This is a genomic window from Streptosporangium sp. NPDC020145, from assembly GCF_040631275.1.
Classification (GTDB): domain Bacteria; phylum Actinomycetota; class Actinomycetes; order Streptosporangiales; family Streptosporangiaceae; genus Streptosporangium.
Map to the genome: position 1 here is coordinate 332,860 of NZ_JBEXZT010000003.1, position 16,897 is coordinate 349,756.

Annotated in this window: 15 protein-coding genes; 9 read left to right on the forward strand and 6 right to left on the reverse strand. The window is 65.3% G+C overall.

The annotated features are described in order from the left end of the window. Positions 1-84: 84 nt before the first annotated feature. The gene (locus ABZ463_RS07040) at positions 85-849 is read right to left on the reverse strand and encodes an SDR family NAD(P)-dependent oxidoreductase (RefSeq protein ID WP_362773890.1); all 765 of its coding nucleotides are present in this window, start codon (positions 847-849) and stop codon (positions 85-87) included. A gap of 112 nt (positions 850-961) precedes the next feature. On the opposite strand from ABZ463_RS07040, the gene ABZ463_RS07045 reads away from it, so the two are divergent. Beyond that, entirely contained in the window at positions 962-1,822 is an 861-nt protein-coding gene (locus ABZ463_RS07045; protein WP_352010436.1) for a helix-turn-helix transcriptional regulator, read from the forward strand. Positions 1,823-1,896: 74 nt separating this feature from the next. Beyond that, positions 1,897-2,313, forward strand: a complete 417-nt coding sequence (locus ABZ463_RS07050) for a PPOX class F420-dependent oxidoreductase (RefSeq protein WP_362773894.1) — start codon at positions 1,897-1,899, stop codon at positions 2,311-2,313. Between the two features lie 265 nt (positions 2,314-2,578). Here the strand turns inward: ABZ463_RS07050 and ABZ463_RS07055 are convergent, their stop codons facing one another. Beyond that, complete coding sequence (locus tag ABZ463_RS07055) at positions 2,579-3,829, reverse strand: hypothetical protein (RefSeq protein WP_362773896.1); 1,251 nt, start codon at positions 3,827-3,829, stop codon at positions 2,579-2,581. Positions 3,830-4,377: 548 nt separating this feature from the next. On the opposite strand from ABZ463_RS07055, the gene ABZ463_RS07060 reads away from it, so the two are divergent. Beyond that, positions 4,378-6,435, forward strand: coding sequence for a hypothetical protein (locus tag ABZ463_RS07060; protein ID WP_362773899.1), 2,058 nt, complete (start codon positions 4,378-4,380; stop codon positions 6,433-6,435). 1 nt (position 6,436) lies between these two features. Here the strand turns inward: ABZ463_RS07060 and ABZ463_RS07065 are convergent, their stop codons facing one another. Continuing rightward, the gene (locus ABZ463_RS07065; RefSeq protein ID WP_362773902.1) at positions 6,437-6,880 is read right to left on the reverse strand and encodes a hypothetical protein; all 444 of its coding nucleotides are present in this window, start codon (positions 6,878-6,880) and stop codon (positions 6,437-6,439) included. Between the two features lie 87 nt (positions 6,881-6,967). Between ABZ463_RS07065 and ABZ463_RS07070 the strand changes: the two genes are divergently transcribed. The 5 genes from ABZ463_RS07070 (at position 6,968) to ABZ463_RS07090 (ending at position 11,884) form a co-directional block, all read left to right on the forward strand. Then, entirely contained in the window at positions 6,968-7,246 is a 279-nt protein-coding gene (locus tag ABZ463_RS07070) for a hypothetical protein (protein ID WP_362773905.1), read from the forward strand. Positions 7,247-7,471: 225 nt separating this feature from the next. After that, positions 7,472-7,828 (forward strand): nucleotide pyrophosphohydrolase, encoded by a 357-nt coding sequence (locus ABZ463_RS07075; RefSeq protein ID WP_362773908.1) that lies wholly within the window; start codon positions 7,472-7,474, stop codon positions 7,826-7,828. 165 nt (positions 7,829-7,993) lie between these two features. Then, positions 7,994-9,880, forward strand: coding sequence for a DUF2075 domain-containing protein (locus ABZ463_RS07080; protein WP_362773911.1), 1,887 nt, complete (start codon positions 7,994-7,996; stop codon positions 9,878-9,880). A gap of 109 nt (positions 9,881-9,989) precedes the next feature. Then, positions 9,990-10,628, forward strand: a complete 639-nt coding sequence (locus ABZ463_RS07085; RefSeq protein WP_362773914.1) for a hypothetical protein — start codon at positions 9,990-9,992, stop codon at positions 10,626-10,628. Then, positions 10,628-11,884 (forward strand): DUF2075 domain-containing protein, encoded by a 1,257-nt coding sequence (locus ABZ463_RS07090; protein WP_362773917.1) that lies wholly within the window; start codon positions 10,628-10,630, stop codon positions 11,882-11,884. The genes ABZ463_RS07085 and ABZ463_RS07090 overlap by 1 nt, the downstream gene beginning before the upstream one ends. On the opposite strand, the gene ABZ463_RS07095 is transcribed toward ABZ463_RS07090, so the two are convergent. From ABZ463_RS07095 to ABZ463_RS07105, 3 genes are all read right to left on the reverse strand, one after another. Next, entirely contained in the window at positions 11,877-12,020 is a 144-nt protein-coding gene (locus ABZ463_RS07095) for a hypothetical protein (RefSeq protein ID WP_362773920.1), read from the reverse strand. The two genes, ABZ463_RS07090 and ABZ463_RS07095, sit on opposite strands and share 8 nt — an antisense overlap. Next, positions 12,013-12,567, reverse strand: a complete 555-nt coding sequence (locus ABZ463_RS07100; protein WP_362773923.1) for a hypothetical protein — start codon at positions 12,565-12,567, stop codon at positions 12,013-12,015. Before ABZ463_RS07100 ends, ABZ463_RS07095 begins: the two co-directional genes overlap by 8 nt. 395 nt (positions 12,568-12,962) lie before the next feature. Beyond that, positions 12,963-14,753, reverse strand: a complete 1,791-nt coding sequence (locus ABZ463_RS07105; protein ID WP_362773926.1) for a DUF2075 domain-containing protein — start codon at positions 14,751-14,753, stop codon at positions 12,963-12,965. A 936-nt stretch (positions 14,754-15,689) separates the two neighbouring features. Between ABZ463_RS07105 and ABZ463_RS07110 the strand changes: the two genes are divergently transcribed. Beyond that, positions 15,690-16,457, forward strand: a complete 768-nt coding sequence (locus tag ABZ463_RS07110) for a DeoR/GlpR family DNA-binding transcription regulator (protein WP_362773929.1) — start codon at positions 15,690-15,692, stop codon at positions 16,455-16,457. Positions 16,458-16,897: the final 440 nt, after the last annotated feature.

Consider the following 16,897-nt stretch of genomic DNA (forward strand, 5'->3'; position numbering starts at 1 on the left):
GCGTTCGACCGCTCGCCGTACGGATCTGATGCGCGTCCGGCTGTTCACCACCTGCCGTACGGGCCTGACACGTTCGGCTGTTGGCTACCTGCCGTGTGGGTCGGAGGCGTTGAGCGTCTCGACGACCTGGTCGTAGTCGCCGCGCGCCTCGCCGTAGCGCAGGAACTTCACCCGCTCGACCTGGATCTCCCTGGCGTCCGGCTGGTCCCTGAACAGGGTGACGACCTCCGTCACGAACTCGTCGAGCGGCATCGCGAAGTCGCTGTCCTCCTGGCCGGGCAGCAGGGCCGTACGGACGGCCGGCGGTTCGAGCTCCACGACCTTCACGTTCGTGTCGGCCAGCTGCAGCCTGATCGACTCGCTGAGCATGTGGATCGCGGCCTTCGAGGCGTTGTAGCTGGGTGTGGCCCGAAGCGGCGCGAACGCCAGGCCCGAGGAGACGGTGACGATGGTGGCGTCCGGCTGCTCCCTCAGGTGCTCGACGAAGGCGGCGATGAGACGGATCGGGCCGAGCACGTTGGTGGTGATGATCTCCTCCGCCGAGGCGAGGAACGTCTCCGGCCGGTGCCAGTCCTCGACGCGCATGATCCCGGCCATGGTGATCAGGACGTTGAGATCCGGGTGCCCGGCCAGCACCTCCTTGGCGGCGGACTCGATGCTCGCGGGGTCTGCCGTGTCGATCCGTACGGTGTCGACGCCCGGATGCTCGGCGGCGATCCGTTCGAGCACGTCCACGCGCCTGCCGCCGACGATGACCTTGTTCCCCCTGGCCTCCAGTTCGAGGGCGAGAGCCAGGCCGATGCCACTCGTCGAGCCCGGGATGAAGACGGTGTTCCCTGAGATGTTCATACGTCCAGCCTGCTCCGGGGCCTCCCTCGTGTGCAGGGAACCCCCCATCGGGGGATCGGCGATCCCTGGTTCACGGCCCTCGGCACGGGAGTGTGGAGCGGATACTGAATCCATGGATCGCAGCGCACTCGCCGACTTCCTGCGCCGCCGTCGTGAGGCGCTCCAGCCGCAGGACGTGGGCCTGCCGACCGGCGCGCGCCGCCGGGCCCCGGGGCTACGGCGTGAGGAGGTGGCGGCCCTCGCCGCGATGTCGGCCGACTACTACACGCGACTCGAACAGCGGCGCGGCCCGCAGCCGAGTGAGCAGATGCTCGCCTCGCTCGCCCGCGCGCTACGGCTGACGGCCGACGAACGTGACTACCTGTTCCAGATGGCGGGGCACAACCCTCCGGCGCCGGTCTCGGTCGCGGCGCACGTGGCTCCGGCCCTGCTGCGGGTGCTCGACCGTCTCGACGACACCCCGGCGCTCATCATGTCCAACCTGGCCGAACCGCTGGTGCAGAACCGGATGGCCGACGCCCTGCTCGGCGACAGGTCCCACCACACGGGCCTGGCCCGCAGCGAGACCTACCGCTGGTTCACCGACCCCTCGGCGCGGTCGCGCTACCCCGAGGAGGACCACGACAGGCACAGCCGCACCCAGGTGGCGAACCTGCGGGCCGCCTACGGATCGATGGGCCCCCGCTCCAGGGCGGGCGAGCTGGTCCGGGCGCTGCGGAAGACGAGTGCCGAGTTCGCCGAACTGTGGGACCGGCACGAGGTCGCCAGGCGCTTCGAGGATCACAAGACCTTGATCCACCCCGAACTCGGCCCGATCGAGCTGGACTGTCAGGTCCTGTTCACCGAGGACCAGTCCCAGGCCCTGCTCGTGCTCACCGCTCCCCCGCACACCGAGGCCCACGAGAAGCTCCGCCTTCTGGCGGTCCTGGGTCACCAACACTTCCCCATCTCCGAGAAAACGTCCTTCGCATAGGGCCGCGAAACCGCCCCCACGGGGGATGTGGCACCGTGGACGCACACACCGGATGATCAAGGACTGGAGAGATCATGTCGAAGCCGCCACTTCCCGAAGAGGCCGTCGCCGTACTCAGGAAGGCGAACCCCGCCGTCATCGCCACGCTCCAGCCCGACGGCCAGCCGGTCTCCACGGCCACCTGGTACCTCTGGGACGACGGCCGGATCCTGGTCAACATGGACGAGGGCCGCAAACGTCTCGACCATCTCCGCAACGACCCCCGCGTCACCCTCACCGTGCTCGACGAGGGCGACTGGTACACCCACATCAGCGTCATCGGCCGCGTCACCGAGATCCGCGACGACAAGGACCTGACCGACATCGACCGGGTCTCCGAGCACTACACCGGAGAGAAGTACCCCCGCCGGGACCGCGGCCGGGTGAGCGCCTTGATAGAGATAGACCGCTGGCACGGCTGGGGCACCCTGAAGGACAACGCCCAGGCCTGACGCACGTCGAAACGCCGCAGGCGGATGGTGTTGCGCTGCACCCCGAAGGACAACACCCGGGCCTGACCCCGATGCGCCACCCCCTGACCTCGAACAGCAGGTCAGGGGCGGGCTTTCGCCCCTCTGCCCGGCCGCTGACGGCGGGCCGGCCGTGCCTCATGTTCCCGACCGCTTCCCCCCCGCCCGCTCCATCAGTGATCCGCTCATCGCGATCAAGGGCGCAGGTGGGGCCGAACGCGTCGGCCTCCCGTAACGACCGGCGCGTTCATACCGGCCTTTCAGGCTCCTCGTCGTCCCCGCGCCGACGGAGCACTCGCCCGGCGATCCCGCTGGAGAGCCTGCCCGTCACCGATCTGGCTCGGTCGAGGGTCTCGTTGCCGAGGCGCCTGGCGGCATCGACCCCCTCTGCTCCCGTTTCGAGCATCTTGTCCCTCGCCTCCGCGGCCGCGTCCCCCCATCGTCTCGCGTCCAACGACTGCCGACCGTGCTCGATCCCGAGCCGCTCGTGAAAGTCGACGACGGCGATCGCGACATGGTTGCCCGCATGCACCACGGCCGGGGACGCGGCCGGGTGCAGCAGCACCTTCGTGTTGGCCGCACCGGCAGCGGCGACGACGCGGGCCATCAGACGCTCGGTGCTCCGGGAGATGAGTTCCATCCGGTTCCGCCGGGCGACTCGCAGTGCGAGGCGATGCCGGTCCAGCTCATCCGGAGACGCGTCCAGCACACGGTCGAGTTCGAGCACGGCGATCGCGTCGTGCAGTTGGAAGCAACGAGCCAGAACGGCGAGCCACTCTCGAACGGTGGACTCCGCGTCCTTGGACGCCTTGGCGAGATCAACGATCTTGGTCTTGCTCTCCAGTTTCTCGGCGAGCGCGTCGAGTTGACGCAGCGCGTAGGCCTGGGTTCGCGCGATCGTCATCGGCGTGGCCTGGACCTTCGACCACGTGACCTCGGAGACCCGGCCCACCTGCTCCCGGACGGTCATGGCCTCCTCGATGACGAGACCCGCTCCGATCATGTCCGCCACCACCGCGTCCTTCTGGGCGCGGAGCACATCGTCGACCTTCTCATCGATCGCGGCGAGATAGTCGGTGATCTCGTCCATGGTCTGCTGCATCGCGAGCTGCGCCATGAGCCCCGCGGCACCGGCCAGAATCGCCGGATTGGCCAGGAGTGATCCGGGTGTCCTCGTCAGTTGGAGGATTCCCTTGATCTTGCCCTTCTCCGTCAAGACAGCACGACTGGCACCCGCGGTCGAACCTTTCATCAGCTCGTACTTCTTGAGAGCTCGCGCGGACTCCTTGGTCAACTTCACCCAACGGCCCGAGTTGGCCGCGACCTCGGAACCCAGCTGCGCGGCCCCGGCCACGGCGCCGAAGGTGGAGCCGAGCCTTGGCAGTCCGAGGTCCTTCGACGGCAGCCCTTCGGAGACGAGGAAGCGTTCGACAGCCGTCGGACTTCCGATGACCGCAAGGCCATCGCCGTCACTGATCAGCTGAATGTCGTCATCCATCGTCGGCTCCTGAAGTGGTTCTTCGCAGTTGGGTGCGTGGGCGGTGCGCGCGGCGGCCGGACAGGGGTCGAGGTTTTCGGTGAAAAACTCTCAAACCGTCTGTCTGGAAGACCTCGACGTGCCTGACGTTACCTCCGTCTGCCCTGATCTGATCATGTTTTGTCACCTTGATGAGCTCGGCCGCCATCGGAACGGCGTCGAGGTTTTCACCCGCTTCGGCGAGGACACCGCCCTCTATCGCAGGCCGTGTGGAGGAAGTCCGAAAGCGGATCGTCGCCACACGTTCTCAACTGCGGAGACTTGAGGAAGGGCTCGCCCGGCTGGGCGAGTAGCGGAGTCGCGAGTCGTCTCATGGTGTCGCAGGGCGGGTCTACCTCTCCCATGAGTGCCCGCCATGCCGCGTTTGGGATGGTGAATCCCGATAGGAGCACCTACTAAATCGACAATTGCCCCTATGTCACACAGATCTCATATTCAGCACTTGATATCCCTACTACATGGCTAGAGTGAAATAACTACATATAGGACGAAAGGATGCGGTGGAGCCGATGACGTCGGGAGCGGGGCCTCTGTCACCGGACTTCAGCGGGATCGACCCCGAGCTGATGCAGGGCTTCATCGGCGCGTTGGAACGTGGCCGCGACGTGATCGGCGAGCAGTCCGAGCGGATCCGGCAGTTGCTGGCGAGGGCCGAGGTGTCGGCGGTGGGACTGCGGCCGATCAAGGAGATCGAGGGCTGGATCGACGGCGAGCTGCCAGGGCTGCGTAAGCGCCTGCAGACGATCAATCAAGACCTCCCCATGCTGGGAGAGGCATCGGGCCTTCCGGGGCCGATCTCGGCATGGACCAATGGGCAACCCCGGGATCCGGTCGAGTGGGGGTTGTTGTCATACAACGAGAAGACGGGGAAATCCTCAGCGGGCGAAAGCGCCAAGCAGGGCACCGAGCTCGCCTTCCAGCTCGGGCAGCTTCCCCCGTCTTCCCTTGGCCTGCCGGACACCGCCTACGACCGGATTCTCGACAAGCTCGCCGACGGGCAGAAGGACCCCTACCTCGCCGCCGGGTTCTTCCGGGTCATCGGCCCCAAGGGCGTACAGGACATGATCCACCGCCTGGAACGGTACGACAGGAAGACCGCCGAGAAGCACCAGCGGACCATCGGCGACGCGCTGGGCACGGCGATCGGGGCACAGCCGGGACTGCTCGGCTCCGCGTGGAAGACGGCCAGCCTCAAGAAGGCCTCGGACGGCGAGCTGGCGTCCCTGCTGCAGTACGGAACGTTCCCCGCCGCGTGGCTCACCGCCCTGGTGAAGGACAAGGTGGGAAAGGCGGACGGCGAAGGCGACGGCACCCGTCCGCGACGGTGGAAGACCGACCTCGTCCCGTTCCTGCCTGCCCTGGCGAACAACCCCGACGTCGCCAGAGACCTGTTCAACGCCATGCCGCGCGCGGACCTCAGAGACCTGTTCACCGAGCTCAACCGTACGGAGACGCCGCTGCCCTTCAAGCGTCCCGGAGGGATGGACTTCGATGTCAGCGCGGAGTTCGGCCGGATGCTCGCCGCAGCTGGCGGAGCCTACGACAAGGGTCCGCACAGCCCCGAGGCCGCGGAGTTCGCCTTCAACACCATGCTCATCATGGGAGACCTCAGAGACACCGACGGCACCGAGGAAACTCCGGGCAAACCCATGGAGGTCGCGCCGAAGGCCAGGGTCTTCCTGTCGGAACTGGCCGGCGCCTACGCCGCCGAGCTCACCGAGGGCGCCAACATCGGCGACGCCAACATGACCGAGAAAAGCACGCTGAAGCCTTTCACCTCGGCCTTCGGCATGACGTCGGCGTTCACCCTGAGCCCGAAGGACACCTACCGTTTCCTGAAGACCTTCGCCGACTCCGACAAGAACCTCGCCCCGTTCGAGAAGGGGATGGGCGTCCTCAGCATGAAACTGATCACCGACGCCTCCGCGGCGGCGCGGAGCAGTGGTGACGTCAAACGGATGGACCAGGTGTTCACCGCCCTGGGCAACCTACGCGGCTTCGAGCTGGCTGCCGTCGAGAAGGTCCAAGGCAACCTGGACAAGATCGACAAGAAGCAGGCGGACGCGTTCAAGTATCTGCGCGACACCGCCGTTGGATTGGCGGGCCTCTACCTCTCTCCGACCGTGGCGGCTTCGTACTTCTGGACCCTGGTGGGCTTTTCCATCTCCACCTACGACACCGCCAACGACGTCTTCGGCGAAGAGGACGAGACCCGGGTGGACCGGGCCGACAAGAAGGACGCCATCGAGACCCTCGGCCGCCAGCACACGTACGCGCAGATCCTCATGGCCAACGGCTTCGCCCCCAAGGTGACACCCGCCGAGTGGCAGGCCAACTGCCCGCCGGGCGTGTCCCTCACCGACGCCAAGGGCAACCTCAGGCCGTTCTCCGAACTGATCAAGCAGGGCAACAAGGGGTTGGAGAGCTTTGAGAGATGGATGGCCGCCAATGGGATGGGGAGTGAGAACGAAAAGCCGACGCTCGGAAGGCTGTCCAACGACACAGCGAACTGGTTCGAGAGTGGTAATAAGCGTGGCCGAGCACGCGCCCTGGTCTTCGATAGCTGATTTACGAGGTCGGCAGGCACTCAGTCTCGCCACTAACCGAATATTTTCCGTTACCCGGCGACTCCAAGGTCATTTTTGTCTTGTACTCGTCGTTGGCAAGCTTGAGAGGGGCATCGCCATGATCTTCGACAATACGATAGTCGGCTACTCCGGAAAGGGCTCCTAGTAGGAGGCTGTTGAGACTGTCCGCTTCGGTTCGCGGGTTAGGGTCTCTGCCGATCGCCGCGAAGGTTCGCTTGGCCTTGCCTTCACCGCAGGGAACATCACGCCCGCCCGAATCGGTGATTTGAACGTCCAGAGCGTGGCGCTGCTTCATCAGCTCGGTGATGTGTGCCTTAAGCGTCTCCCCCGCCTCGGCCGCCGTGGGGCCGCTGCCACCGCAGCCGGCCACCGTCAGCAACGTCACCGCGCAGACCGCGACGCCGAGCCGTACAGAACGTCCCATGAAATTCCTCCGGGGCTGGCCGATGTGTTGTAGATCCAATAATGTCCAATAGATCCGTCCGGTGTATCGGCATCCGAAGAGGGATACATGACAGATCTGGTGCCCAACCCACGGCGTCAGGTGTTGGAACAGACATTGGTTGAGGTCAGGGCGCGGATCGCCATTCTGGAGGCCGCACTCGACCCCGCCCACGGGCAGTTCACCGGTCAGAAGGTGTGGACGGGACCGAAGGCCCGGACGTTCACCGAGGATCTCAGCGCCCGCCGCACCCGACTCCGCCAGGCCGCCAGGGCACTCCTCGACACGCTCGAAGAGGAGTGCCGTTCTGTTCCGGAGAAGGTTCCCTCCTCGGCTGTACGACACTGATACGTGAGACCGAAATCCAGCTGACTGATTTGGTCGGCGTTCCACCACAGAACAGGCCATATGTAGAGGGCCGCGGATTCGTCATCATCCTGCGAGAGGTGGCACTGTGGAGGTGTATCTCGTGAACCACACGCGCCGCCTCTGCCGTAGGGCCGGTCACGTCGTGTTCCTCCCCTCTGGGGTCTCAACCGGACTCCAACGACCCCCTCCCTGTACCGTGCCTTCATGACGGGGCTTGAAGAGTTGACCGACCGGTTGCGGCGATTCGCGCAGGACAGGGACTGGGAGCAGTTCCACACGCCGAAGAACCTGGCCATGGCCCTGGCCGGAGAGGTCGGCGAGTTACTCGCCGAGTTGCAGTGGCTGACCCCTGAGGAGACAGCGGCGGTCATGGACGACGAGGCTGCGGCCCATCGCGTCAGGTCGGAACTGGCGGACGTCATGACCTATCTGGTCCGTCTCGCTGACGTATTGGAAGTCGACCTCGTCGAGGTCGCCCACACCAAACTCGACGAGAGCGCCGAACGTTACCCTGCCGAGACTTACCGCGGATCAGCCAGGAAGGCCCCACCGCTCGTCTGATTTTGTCGGATGATCGCTGTAATGTTCCTGGCACAGTGATGCGGCCCGACAGGCTTTCGCTGATCAGCTGATCACGAACACGCCTCCATACCGCACGAGTCCTTCGTGCTGCCTGGGGGTAGGTCCGTGACGGCGTTTCGGCACTCCGCCGAAAGTCTGGCCAAGTTGACGACCGACGGATCGGTCCTGGAGAAACGGCTCGGTGAGCTCATCGCCGAGCATCTCAGAAGGACCGCGCGCGTCTTCCCCTCCCCTGCCGAGATCAAGTCGTGGGATCACAGCCTGCCGGTCCTTGCCCAGGACCTGGTCAACGCCGGATTGGGCAAGGTGGAGATGCTGGTCGAGTACCAGCTTCCGCTGACCAGCAAGCGTGCCGACGTCGTGCTGGCGGGGGTGGACCCCCGTACGGAGGGCGACGCCTACGTCGTCGTCGAGCTGAAGCAGTGGAGCCAGGCGGAGCTGTTCGAAGGCGATCCGGGGCTCGTGCTCGTCGAGGGCATGCCGGGCGGCCCTCGACTGCACCCGGCGATCCAGGTCGAGGGCTACTGCGACTACATCGCCGACTTCGTCGGCGCTGTCGAGAATCACGCTGATGCGATCAGAGGTGTGGCCTACCTGCACAACGCGGCCGACCTGGACGTCCAAGATCTCTATGCGGGTGTGTGGAGCGAGCGGACGCGTCTGTTCACCAAGAGCCGTCGCGGCGCCTTCCTCGACTACCTCCGCGAGCGGTTCGCCCCCGCGTCGGGCGCGAACGCCGCCGACCGGCTGCTCGACAGCGCGATCCGCCCCTCGAAGCAGCTCCTCAAGCTTGCCGCCCAAGAGATCAGAGACCGCAAGCAGTTCACTCTTCTCGCCGAGCAGAAGCTGGCATACGAGATGGTCCTGAACGCCGTCGGCAGGGCGCGAAAGGCCGACTCGAAGGAGGTCGTCGTCGTCAGCGGCGGCCCGGGCAGCGGCAAGAGCGTCATCGCCCTGTCCCTGCTGGGCGAGCTGTCCCGCCAAGGCCGCGCCGTCATGCACGCCACGGGCTCCCGTTCCTTCACCGAGACACTGCGCCGCGTCCCCGGCAAGGGCTCCTCGAAGGTGAAGAACCTCTTCAAGTACTTCAACAGCTTCGTGCAGGCCGAGCGCAACGGCCTCGACGTTCTCGTCTGTGACGAGGCCCATCGCATCCGGGAGACCTCGCAGAACCGCTACACCCCGGCCCGCCTGCGCAGCGACCGCCGTCAGCTCGACGAACTGATCGACGCCGCGCGGGTCCCCGTCTTCCTGTTGGATGAGCACCAGGTCGTACGGCCCGGCGAGCTGGGCACCGTCGCCGAGATCAGGAGCCACGCCGAGGGGCGGGGCTTCCGGGTCCACGAGGTCTCCCTCGACGGGCAGTTCCGCTGTGGCGGCAGCCGGGCGTACGAGGAGTGGGTGCTGCGGCTCCTCGGCCTGCAGGACGGCGGACCGACGCCCTGGCAGGGCGACGGTCACTTCGAGGTCTCCCCGGCGGACTCGCCACAGGAGCTCGAGGCCCTGCTGCGGTCGAAGCTGGACGAGGGATACTCCGCCCGAATGACGGCCGGCTTCTGCTGGCCGTGGAGCGACCCCAACAAGGACGACACACTCGTTCATGACGTCCGCGTCAACGACTGGTCCCGCCCGTGGAACGTCAAGGGCGAACGGGCCGTTGGCGACGCCCCCGCCAGCGCCCTGTGGGCGACCCAGGAAGGCGGCTTCGAGCAGGTCGGCTGCGTCTACACCGCCCAGGGTTTCGAATACGACTGGAACGGCGTGATCATCGGCCCCGACCTGGTCTACCGCGACGGCAGGCTGATCACTGTCCGGACGGGCAGCAAGGATCCCGCCCTTACCAAACGCGTCACGGACGAGGAGGCAGATCGACTGATCCGCAACACCTACAAGGTTCTCCTCACTCGGGGAATGATCGGCACCATCCTCCTGTCGTCCGACATGGAAACGCAGCGTTTCCTCACGAACCTAATGGGACACAACCCCCCATATCAAAGCCAACATGGACTAAATCTATATAACCCTTCATAGTGCGATATGCTCCGTCTCAACGAGACGGGTTCGGCGAGCTCCAGCCAATTCGGCAATAACGGACGCCTCCGCTTCCCCGTGAATCTTTCTGCTATCGGGGGGCGCGTTCGTGAAGGTGGGCTACCGCACAACCGCGGAAAGTCTGTTCGCCTCTCCGATAGACCAGATCGCGGGACAGCTGAAGGACCAGATTCGCGAGGCAAGGGCCTCGGAGGTGACATCGTGGAAGCAGAGCCTTCCCGTACTCGCGCAGGACCTCGTCGAGGCAGGACTCGGCAAGGTCGAGATGCTCATCGAGTCCGAGTTCGTCAACCGCAGTCGCACCGACGTCGTCCTCACGGGGGTCGACCACACAGGCCGGGACACCTACGTGGCGGTGGAGCTGAAGCGTTGGGGGAAGGCGAATCTCTGCGACGACGATCCCGACCGTGTGCGCGTGCCCTACCTACGAAACAACCCCAAACACCCGCTTGTCCAGCTCAGAGGCTACTGCGACCTGCTGGTCGCCCTCGCCGGGCACTTGAATGGAGACCCGACACGTATCGGCGGCGTCGCCTATTTACACAATGCAGAAGAAGTCGCCGTCGCCGACCTTTTCCTCTGGCCGTCGATGAGCACACCAGAATCTTCACGCAGACGACACGGGGGGCGTTTCTCAAATACCTCACCGGCAGGTTCTCCCCGGCTCCTGGGCACGACGCCGCCGACCGCCTGCTGGGAGGTGTCGAGGGTCCGGCCGTGCCTCTGATGCTCTATGCCGCTGACGTCATGCAACAACGTCACCACTTCACGCTGATCAACGAGCAGCAGGTCGCCTACGAACAGGTGATGAACGCGGTCGAGGAGGCTCGCAGGTCGAGGCTCCGGCGGATCGTCGCGGTCACCGGTGGCCCCGGAAGCGGAAAGAGCGCCATCGCCGTACAGTTGCTCAGCGATCTCGGCGCGCGAGGAGTCCAGGCGTCGATCGCCACCGGCTCCCAGGCGTTCACCATGAGCCTGCAGAGATACGCCGGTAAGGACCACCCCCAGCCACAGCACCTCTTCCAGTACTTCAACAGCTTCATCGAGGACCGGGGGCCAAGGCAGATCGCCCTCATCTGTGACGAGGCTCATCGCCTCCGCGAGACATCCACAGCAGATCCCTCGCTCAAACACCTCGAGACCTGCCGCCCCCAGATCGAGGAACTGGTGAACGCGGCCTATGTGCCGGTTTTCCTGCTCGACGAGCACCAGGTCATCAGGCCCGGCGAGATCGGAAGCCTCGCCATGATCCACAACTACGCCTTGGCAACGGGGCTCGGGTTCACCCATGTCCACCTGTCCGAACAGTTCCGGTACGGCGGCAGCGCACGCTACGACCAGTGGGTCCTCGACCTACTCGGACTGCCTTCGAACGACCCGCCGCCCAGGCCCGCGAAGTGGCCCGGAGACGAACGCTTCGAGGTCAGGCTGGCCGAAACTCCGGAGTCGATGGAGTCGTTCCTCCGCGAGAAGATGCGCATGGGCCACACCACCCGGATCACCGCCGGCTTCTGCTGGCCGTGGAGCGACCCCGTCGAAGGTTCTCTTGTTCCCGACGTTCGGATCAACGGATGGGAACGCCCATGGAACGTGAAGGGCCTCCAAGACATCGGCAACGCTCCCGCCCAGCCCTACTGGGCCCTGGCGGACGGCGGCTTCGACCAGATCGGATGCGTCTACACCGCCCAGGGCTTCGAGTTCGACTGGGCCGGGGTCATCATCGGACCCGATCTCGTGGCCCGTGGCGGGCGTCTCGTACCCAACAGGGCCGGAAGCTGCGATCCGAAGGTTAGTGCGCGGTCGGTCGACGACCCGAAGTTCAACCTGCTGATCCGCAACACCTACAAGGTACTGCTGACGAGGGCGCTGAGGGGAATCGTCGTCTACGCCGTCGACGATGCCACCCGGGAGTTTCTCGGTGAGTTGATCGCACGAGATGCGCGGATTCCGGCGGACACGTCGCCGTCCGCTCCCGTCAACTGATCGACCAGCGGACTGGTTCGCCGAGTACGGCGGCGGCGCCGTCGAGGTCGGCCAGGCGGGTGGCCAGGGTGGCGACGGCGAGGCGTTCGGGGAGTGCGGCACTGAACTTCAGGCCGTGCAGGGCCTTGTCATCCACCTCGGGAAGGCAGAGCCAGTTTGCGGCGTCGGCGGTTCCCGCCTTCCACAGCTCGGGGTGAGGTCGCTCCACAGCCGAATGGACGCCTCGTCGACACGCTGACCGGGCACCGGACGCCCTCCAGGGTCGCGGCGAGCGTGGCGTTGGCCCGGAAGTCGGCCCAGGTCCACCAGCGCACGTCATCCATCAGAGGATCTCTGGTGACGACCGTCCCGCCGGGATGGACGGTGTCGACGGCGTCCTCCCTGAGAACGGCGAGCCGTTCGACCGCCCGGCGGCTGAGCCGTACGGGCGGGTCGGCCCCGAGGAGGACCTCGCGCATGGCCCGGGTCAACGCCCAGGACAGCCCACCGTAGCCGGTTCCGCCCCAGCGGGCCCTGCCGTGGCCGTCGGCGGCCTCGACGTAGCACCGCCGCCGTGACCAGTCGATGTAGGTGACCCGCCAGGTGCGTCCGGCGAGCAGTGCCTCGACGGCCGCCTCCTGCAGCGGCCGCAGTCCCGGCCAGCCGACGGTGTTGACGACGGGGTGGAGGTTGCCCGCGCTCAACGGACCCCCCGCTCAAGGAACCTCCAGCTCGACGTCGTCAACCGACAGCGCGTTGAGCTCGACCTCGTTGAGCTCGGCGGCGCCCACTGTGAGCCGGTAGTGCTGCCGAGGTCGGCCGAGCAAACGGGTTGATGCAGATGATTCCCAGGAAGCCGAAGCGGTTGATGGCGCTGCCGGAGCAACGCCCAGGAATCGGAGGGCGCAGTTGCCATGGGCAGGGTCTCGTACTATGCGGACTCGGCGGTATACGTCACACGGATGCTCTGCGAACGAACGAAATGGAATGTGCGCATCCCGCGGACATGGCATCCCTTGAGGAGGCACTGATCCCGTGGCGAGTTACCAGTCAGAACCGGTTCCCTTCGGGGCTAAAGCCCCACGAACGTGATAATTGACTACTCCAGAACGGGGACCCCCAGAGAGACAAGCATGTCGATGGTGGCCTGGTCGGTTGAGTGCAGGACGGCGCCGCGCATGCCGCGGGTGGCCAGCACTCGGTAGGTGTTACGGACCAGGCGGTCGAAGTTCTCCGAGTTCCTGGCGGCCGAGTCTTTGTTCGCTGCGGGATCGGGTCTCCACGCCTGTCCTGTCCATATGAGATCCGGCCCGAAGATGACGCCCGCGTAGTCGTACTCGAAGCCTTGGGCCGTGTAGATGCAGCCGATCTGGCCGAACCCGCCACTGTCCGTCGCCCACAGATCCGAGGGCGGAATGCCATTGACCGCTTCTCTGGCTTTCAGGTTCCATGGCCGCCGCCAGTCGCCGATCACGATGTCGTCGGCAAGAGTGCCTCGTCTGGGCTCGCTCCATTCCCAGCAGAATCCCGCTGCGATCCGAGCGGTACCTCCCTGCTCCTCCTTGGTACGCAGGAAGTTCTCCAGGGCGGCGGGGCTACGCGCGACGTACAGTTCGAAGGTGTCGATCGGCTGCCATGATTGAGGACTGAGGAACTCGGGGTCCAGTCCCAGGAGTTGCTCGACCCACCGGACGTATTCGGGGCAGCCTCCGCATCGGAACTGGTGGCGGAGGTCAATCTGGTGGACTCCCAGTCCCATCTGAGCAGCGGTTTCCTTGATGAGAGCGACAGATCCCACCTCCCCTTGGCGGACCACCTGGTGCTCGTCAAGCAGAAAAACCGGTACGCGGGCAGCTCTGACCAGTTCACGGAGCTGTCCTTGAATCAACTCGGCATCATTCTGATGGCGACTCGTCCGGCGTCCCATCCGAAGACGGTGTGCCTCATCCGCGATCAGAACCTCCAGTTCGTTCTCATTGGCCTGAGTGAAGCTGTTGAAGTAGCTGAAGATTCGATATGGACGTTCTGTTCGCCCTCCCACCATCTCCCGGAGCGTCGTGGTGAAGGATCGACTTCCTGTCGCGTGAACAGCGTGAACACCACTGCGGCTCAAAAGGCCGAGCAGTTCGACCGCTATCACGCTCTTGCCTGTTCCTGGTCCGCCCACGATCAGGACGATCTCCTTGTGCCCACCCCGCCGGCTCGCGGTCACCCGGGCCTTGACGTAGTCATACGCCTCCCGTTGCTCGTCCAGCAGCGGAAACACCGGCCTGTGGTGGATGCTCTCGGCAACCAATGACATGAGGTCCTCTGTGGGCCGGATCGGAGCCTCCAGTAGTTCCTGTGCGTGCCGAACCGCCTCTCTTGAGCAGATGACCTTTTTCAGCAGCCGCTTGAACTCGTCCCTTCGGTCCTTTCCATACATCCGGGTCCAGGGATACATCTTCTTCGTCTCGCCCAACGGTTGAACGGTTAGCTGAACCGACCGCAGTTCCCCATCAGGGGCGTTGTGCATGTTCACCAAACAGAAGACTTCAGCCGTCCGCAGCAGCGGGATGAAGTCGAGGAGGACCTGGCGATATCCCCAGGCCTGGGTGAGTGGGTGAAGGGTGGGGCGCCCGGGAGACACCGGCGCGTAGACCATCTCGGAGTCCGGGACCGGCCTCGCCCACGACCACTGCTTGTTCTCGATCACCACAACCGACATGGTTCCGGTGCTGGGATGCGTTCCGACAAGGACCATGTCAATCCGCACGTCGGTGATGGGCGTCTTCATCTCCAGGAGTACCTGCACGTCGTCGAGTTCCGCCTCGAGAAGGAGCCAGACGGCTGCAGGAATGCTGTTGCCCCAGGACTCGACTTCTCTGGGATCCGGCATCTCGCCGAACATCTCATGGAAACTGCGCCGGAGTTTCCTGATGAGAGTGCCACTTTCAATGAGTTCTGCCAGTTTCCGGACGGACGCCTGGTACAGGCAGCGTGATGCCAAGAAAGCTCACTCCCTCGACGTCCGGCGTCCTCCGAAGGCGTGTCAGCTCCACGAGGACGGAAGGCACGCACATACCGTAACGCGTCCTGATATTTCTCCGCTATTCGGACAAAACTTAAGAGATGGCCTTGTGTGGAAGCAAAGGGTCAGCCCGGCTCTTGTCTTCGTAGTGTGGTCCGCGCCGAAGGCGCCCACCCGGGCCGCACTGGGCCCGGGTGGGTCCGCCCGCTGGGCACGCCTTCGGGCACGCTGCTCCGGGACGGCCTTTACCTGTGGACGAATGTCGACGATGTGGCCTTCGTGAGGGTCGCGGACAGGGAGAGAAGGGATCCTGGTCTGCGTCATTGTGTGGCGGAAACCGTCCTCCTGACCACGGCCCTCGGAGGCCGACCGACCCCAACCTTGGGAGACCAACCCGCAAAAACCTCACAGAAGGCCACACGGCAGGTCCTCACGGGAGAGGCTAAGCAGCGAAGACCCCAGGGCCTCACGTGGCCCAGGGTCCCTAGGTCCGCGAAAACCCACAGCGAAGACCTCAAGCCCGGCAGGCACGTGGGGGCCTGGGAAGCTTGATGAAGACCCACAGGAAGGCCCAGGCCCTGAACCCCGGCGGGCCGGGAGGTGTCTGCGGTCCCAAGGAAGGCCCTACGCCCGCCAAGCTGCCACAGGCCGCCGACATCACCGGTCACACGTGCCCCTGCAGCTCACGAACCACCCCACGTTGGTGAAGATTTGGACAAAAAGTTCTTTTGTCTCAATCTTCTGCATTGACCTTTAAACCACAGCGAACCATACTTCCCGTCATGGAGGCACAGAAATCCACAGAAGCGGGCAGCCATGCTGCCCGCTGAGCGGCACTCGCGGATCGGAGAGGCGTTGCGGGCCTCCCGGGTCGTCAGCACCGAGGAGCTGGCGCGCGAGCTGAAGGTCTCCGTGGAGACGATCCGACGCGACCTCGTCCTGCTGGAACGTCAGGGGAGGCTGGCGCGGGTGCACGGCGGGGCGACGGTCGCCTCGGGGCGCTCCTCCGGGGAGGAGGCGCCCTTCACCGAGCGGACCGGAACCGCCGCCGAGGCAAAGCGGCACATCGGCCGGGCCGCGGCGGCGCTCGTACGGCCGGGCCAGACGATCGTGATCGACGTGGGGACCACCGCCGTGGACGTGGCCCGTGCCCTGCCGCTCGACTTCACCGGGACCGTGGCCACGTGTTCCCTCCTGGTCGCCGCCGAGCTCTCCGAGCGCCCCGGCGTCGAGGTCCTCGTCTCCGGGGGCCGGCTCAGGAGTGGTGACCTCGCACTGTCGAACTCCCTGGCGCAGGCCTTCTTCGCCGACCTGAACCCGGATGTCGCCTTCCTCGGCTCGGGAGGCGTGGACGCCGTCGCCGGGCTGACCGACTACTACCTGGACGAGATCGCCGTGCGCCGGACGATCCACGGCAACGCCGCCCGCTCCTTCGTGCTGGCCGATTCGAGCAAGTTCGGCAGGATCGCCCGGCACCGTGTCGCGGGTATCGAGGAGTTCGCCGGACTTGTCACGGAGACCGAGCCACCACCGAGCATTCGAGACGCCGTCACCCGCGGAGGCGGGGTGGTCGTCCTGCCGTGAGAGCCACAAGACCCGCGGGACCTTCGAGAGCCCCGAGAACCGCGAGACCGCGAACCAAGAAGGCCTGAGGCCGTACGGCAAGACGCCAAAACGGCCCAGACGCCAGGTCCCGCGACCTGAGACCCAGAAAAGCCTGAAAGACCCAGAAAAGCCTGAAACCCAGAAAAACCTGAGACCCGGAAAGCCTGAGACCCAGGAAAGTCCGAGTCCCGGAGAGCCCTGGGCCTGCTTGCGGGCCTTCGCCGTAGCACGGATCGTCCAGGTGGACGCGCCGCGAGGCGGAGAAGGAGCCCATAACGAAGTATGGGCGACCACAGCAGGCATGAAGATCCACAAAACGGGTCCCATGCCGAAGGAGTTCAAGACCGAAAAGGCCAGACCCAGAAAGCCGGGCCCCAGAACGAAGGCCCCAAAGGGCCCGAAGCCTCAAAAACCAAGGA

What these genes read in the sequence shown, in the direction of transcription:
- ABZ463_RS07040 (WP_362773890.1), bottom strand. Translation starts at nt 849, where the DNA reads ATGAACATCTCAGGGAACACCGTCTTCATCCCGGGCTCGACGAGTGGC.
- ABZ463_RS07045 (WP_352010436.1), top strand. Translation starts at nt 962, where the DNA reads ATGGATCGCAGCGCACTCGCCGACTTCCTGCGCCGCCGTCGTGAGGCG.
- ABZ463_RS07050 (WP_362773894.1), top strand. Translation starts at nt 1,897, where the DNA reads ATGTCGAAGCCGCCACTTCCCGAAGAGGCCGTCGCCGTACTCAGGAAG.
- ABZ463_RS07055 (WP_362773896.1), bottom strand. Translation starts at nt 3,829, where the DNA reads ATGGATGACGACATTCAGCTGATCAGTGACGGCGATGGCCTTGCGGTC.
- ABZ463_RS07060 (WP_362773899.1), top strand. Translation starts at nt 4,378, where the DNA reads ATGACGTCGGGAGCGGGGCCTCTGTCACCGGACTTCAGCGGGATCGAC.
- ABZ463_RS07065 (WP_362773902.1), bottom strand. Translation starts at nt 6,880, where the DNA reads ATGGGACGTTCTGTACGGCTCGGCGTCGCGGTCTGCGCGGTGACGTTG.
- ABZ463_RS07070 (WP_362773905.1), top strand. Translation starts at nt 6,968, where the DNA reads ATGACAGATCTGGTGCCCAACCCACGGCGTCAGGTGTTGGAACAGACA.
- ABZ463_RS07075 (WP_362773908.1), top strand. Translation starts at nt 7,472, where the DNA reads ATGACGGGGCTTGAAGAGTTGACCGACCGGTTGCGGCGATTCGCGCAG.
- ABZ463_RS07090 (WP_362773917.1), top strand. Translation starts at nt 10,628, where the DNA reads ATGCTCTATGCCGCTGACGTCATGCAACAACGTCACCACTTCACGCTG.
- ABZ463_RS07105 (WP_362773926.1), bottom strand. Translation starts at nt 14,753, where the DNA reads ATGTTCGGCGAGATGCCGGATCCCAGAGAAGTCGAGTCCTGGGGCAAC.
- ABZ463_RS07110 (WP_362773929.1), top strand. Translation starts at nt 15,690, where the DNA reads ATGCTGCCCGCTGAGCGGCACTCGCGGATCGGAGAGGCGTTGCGGGCC.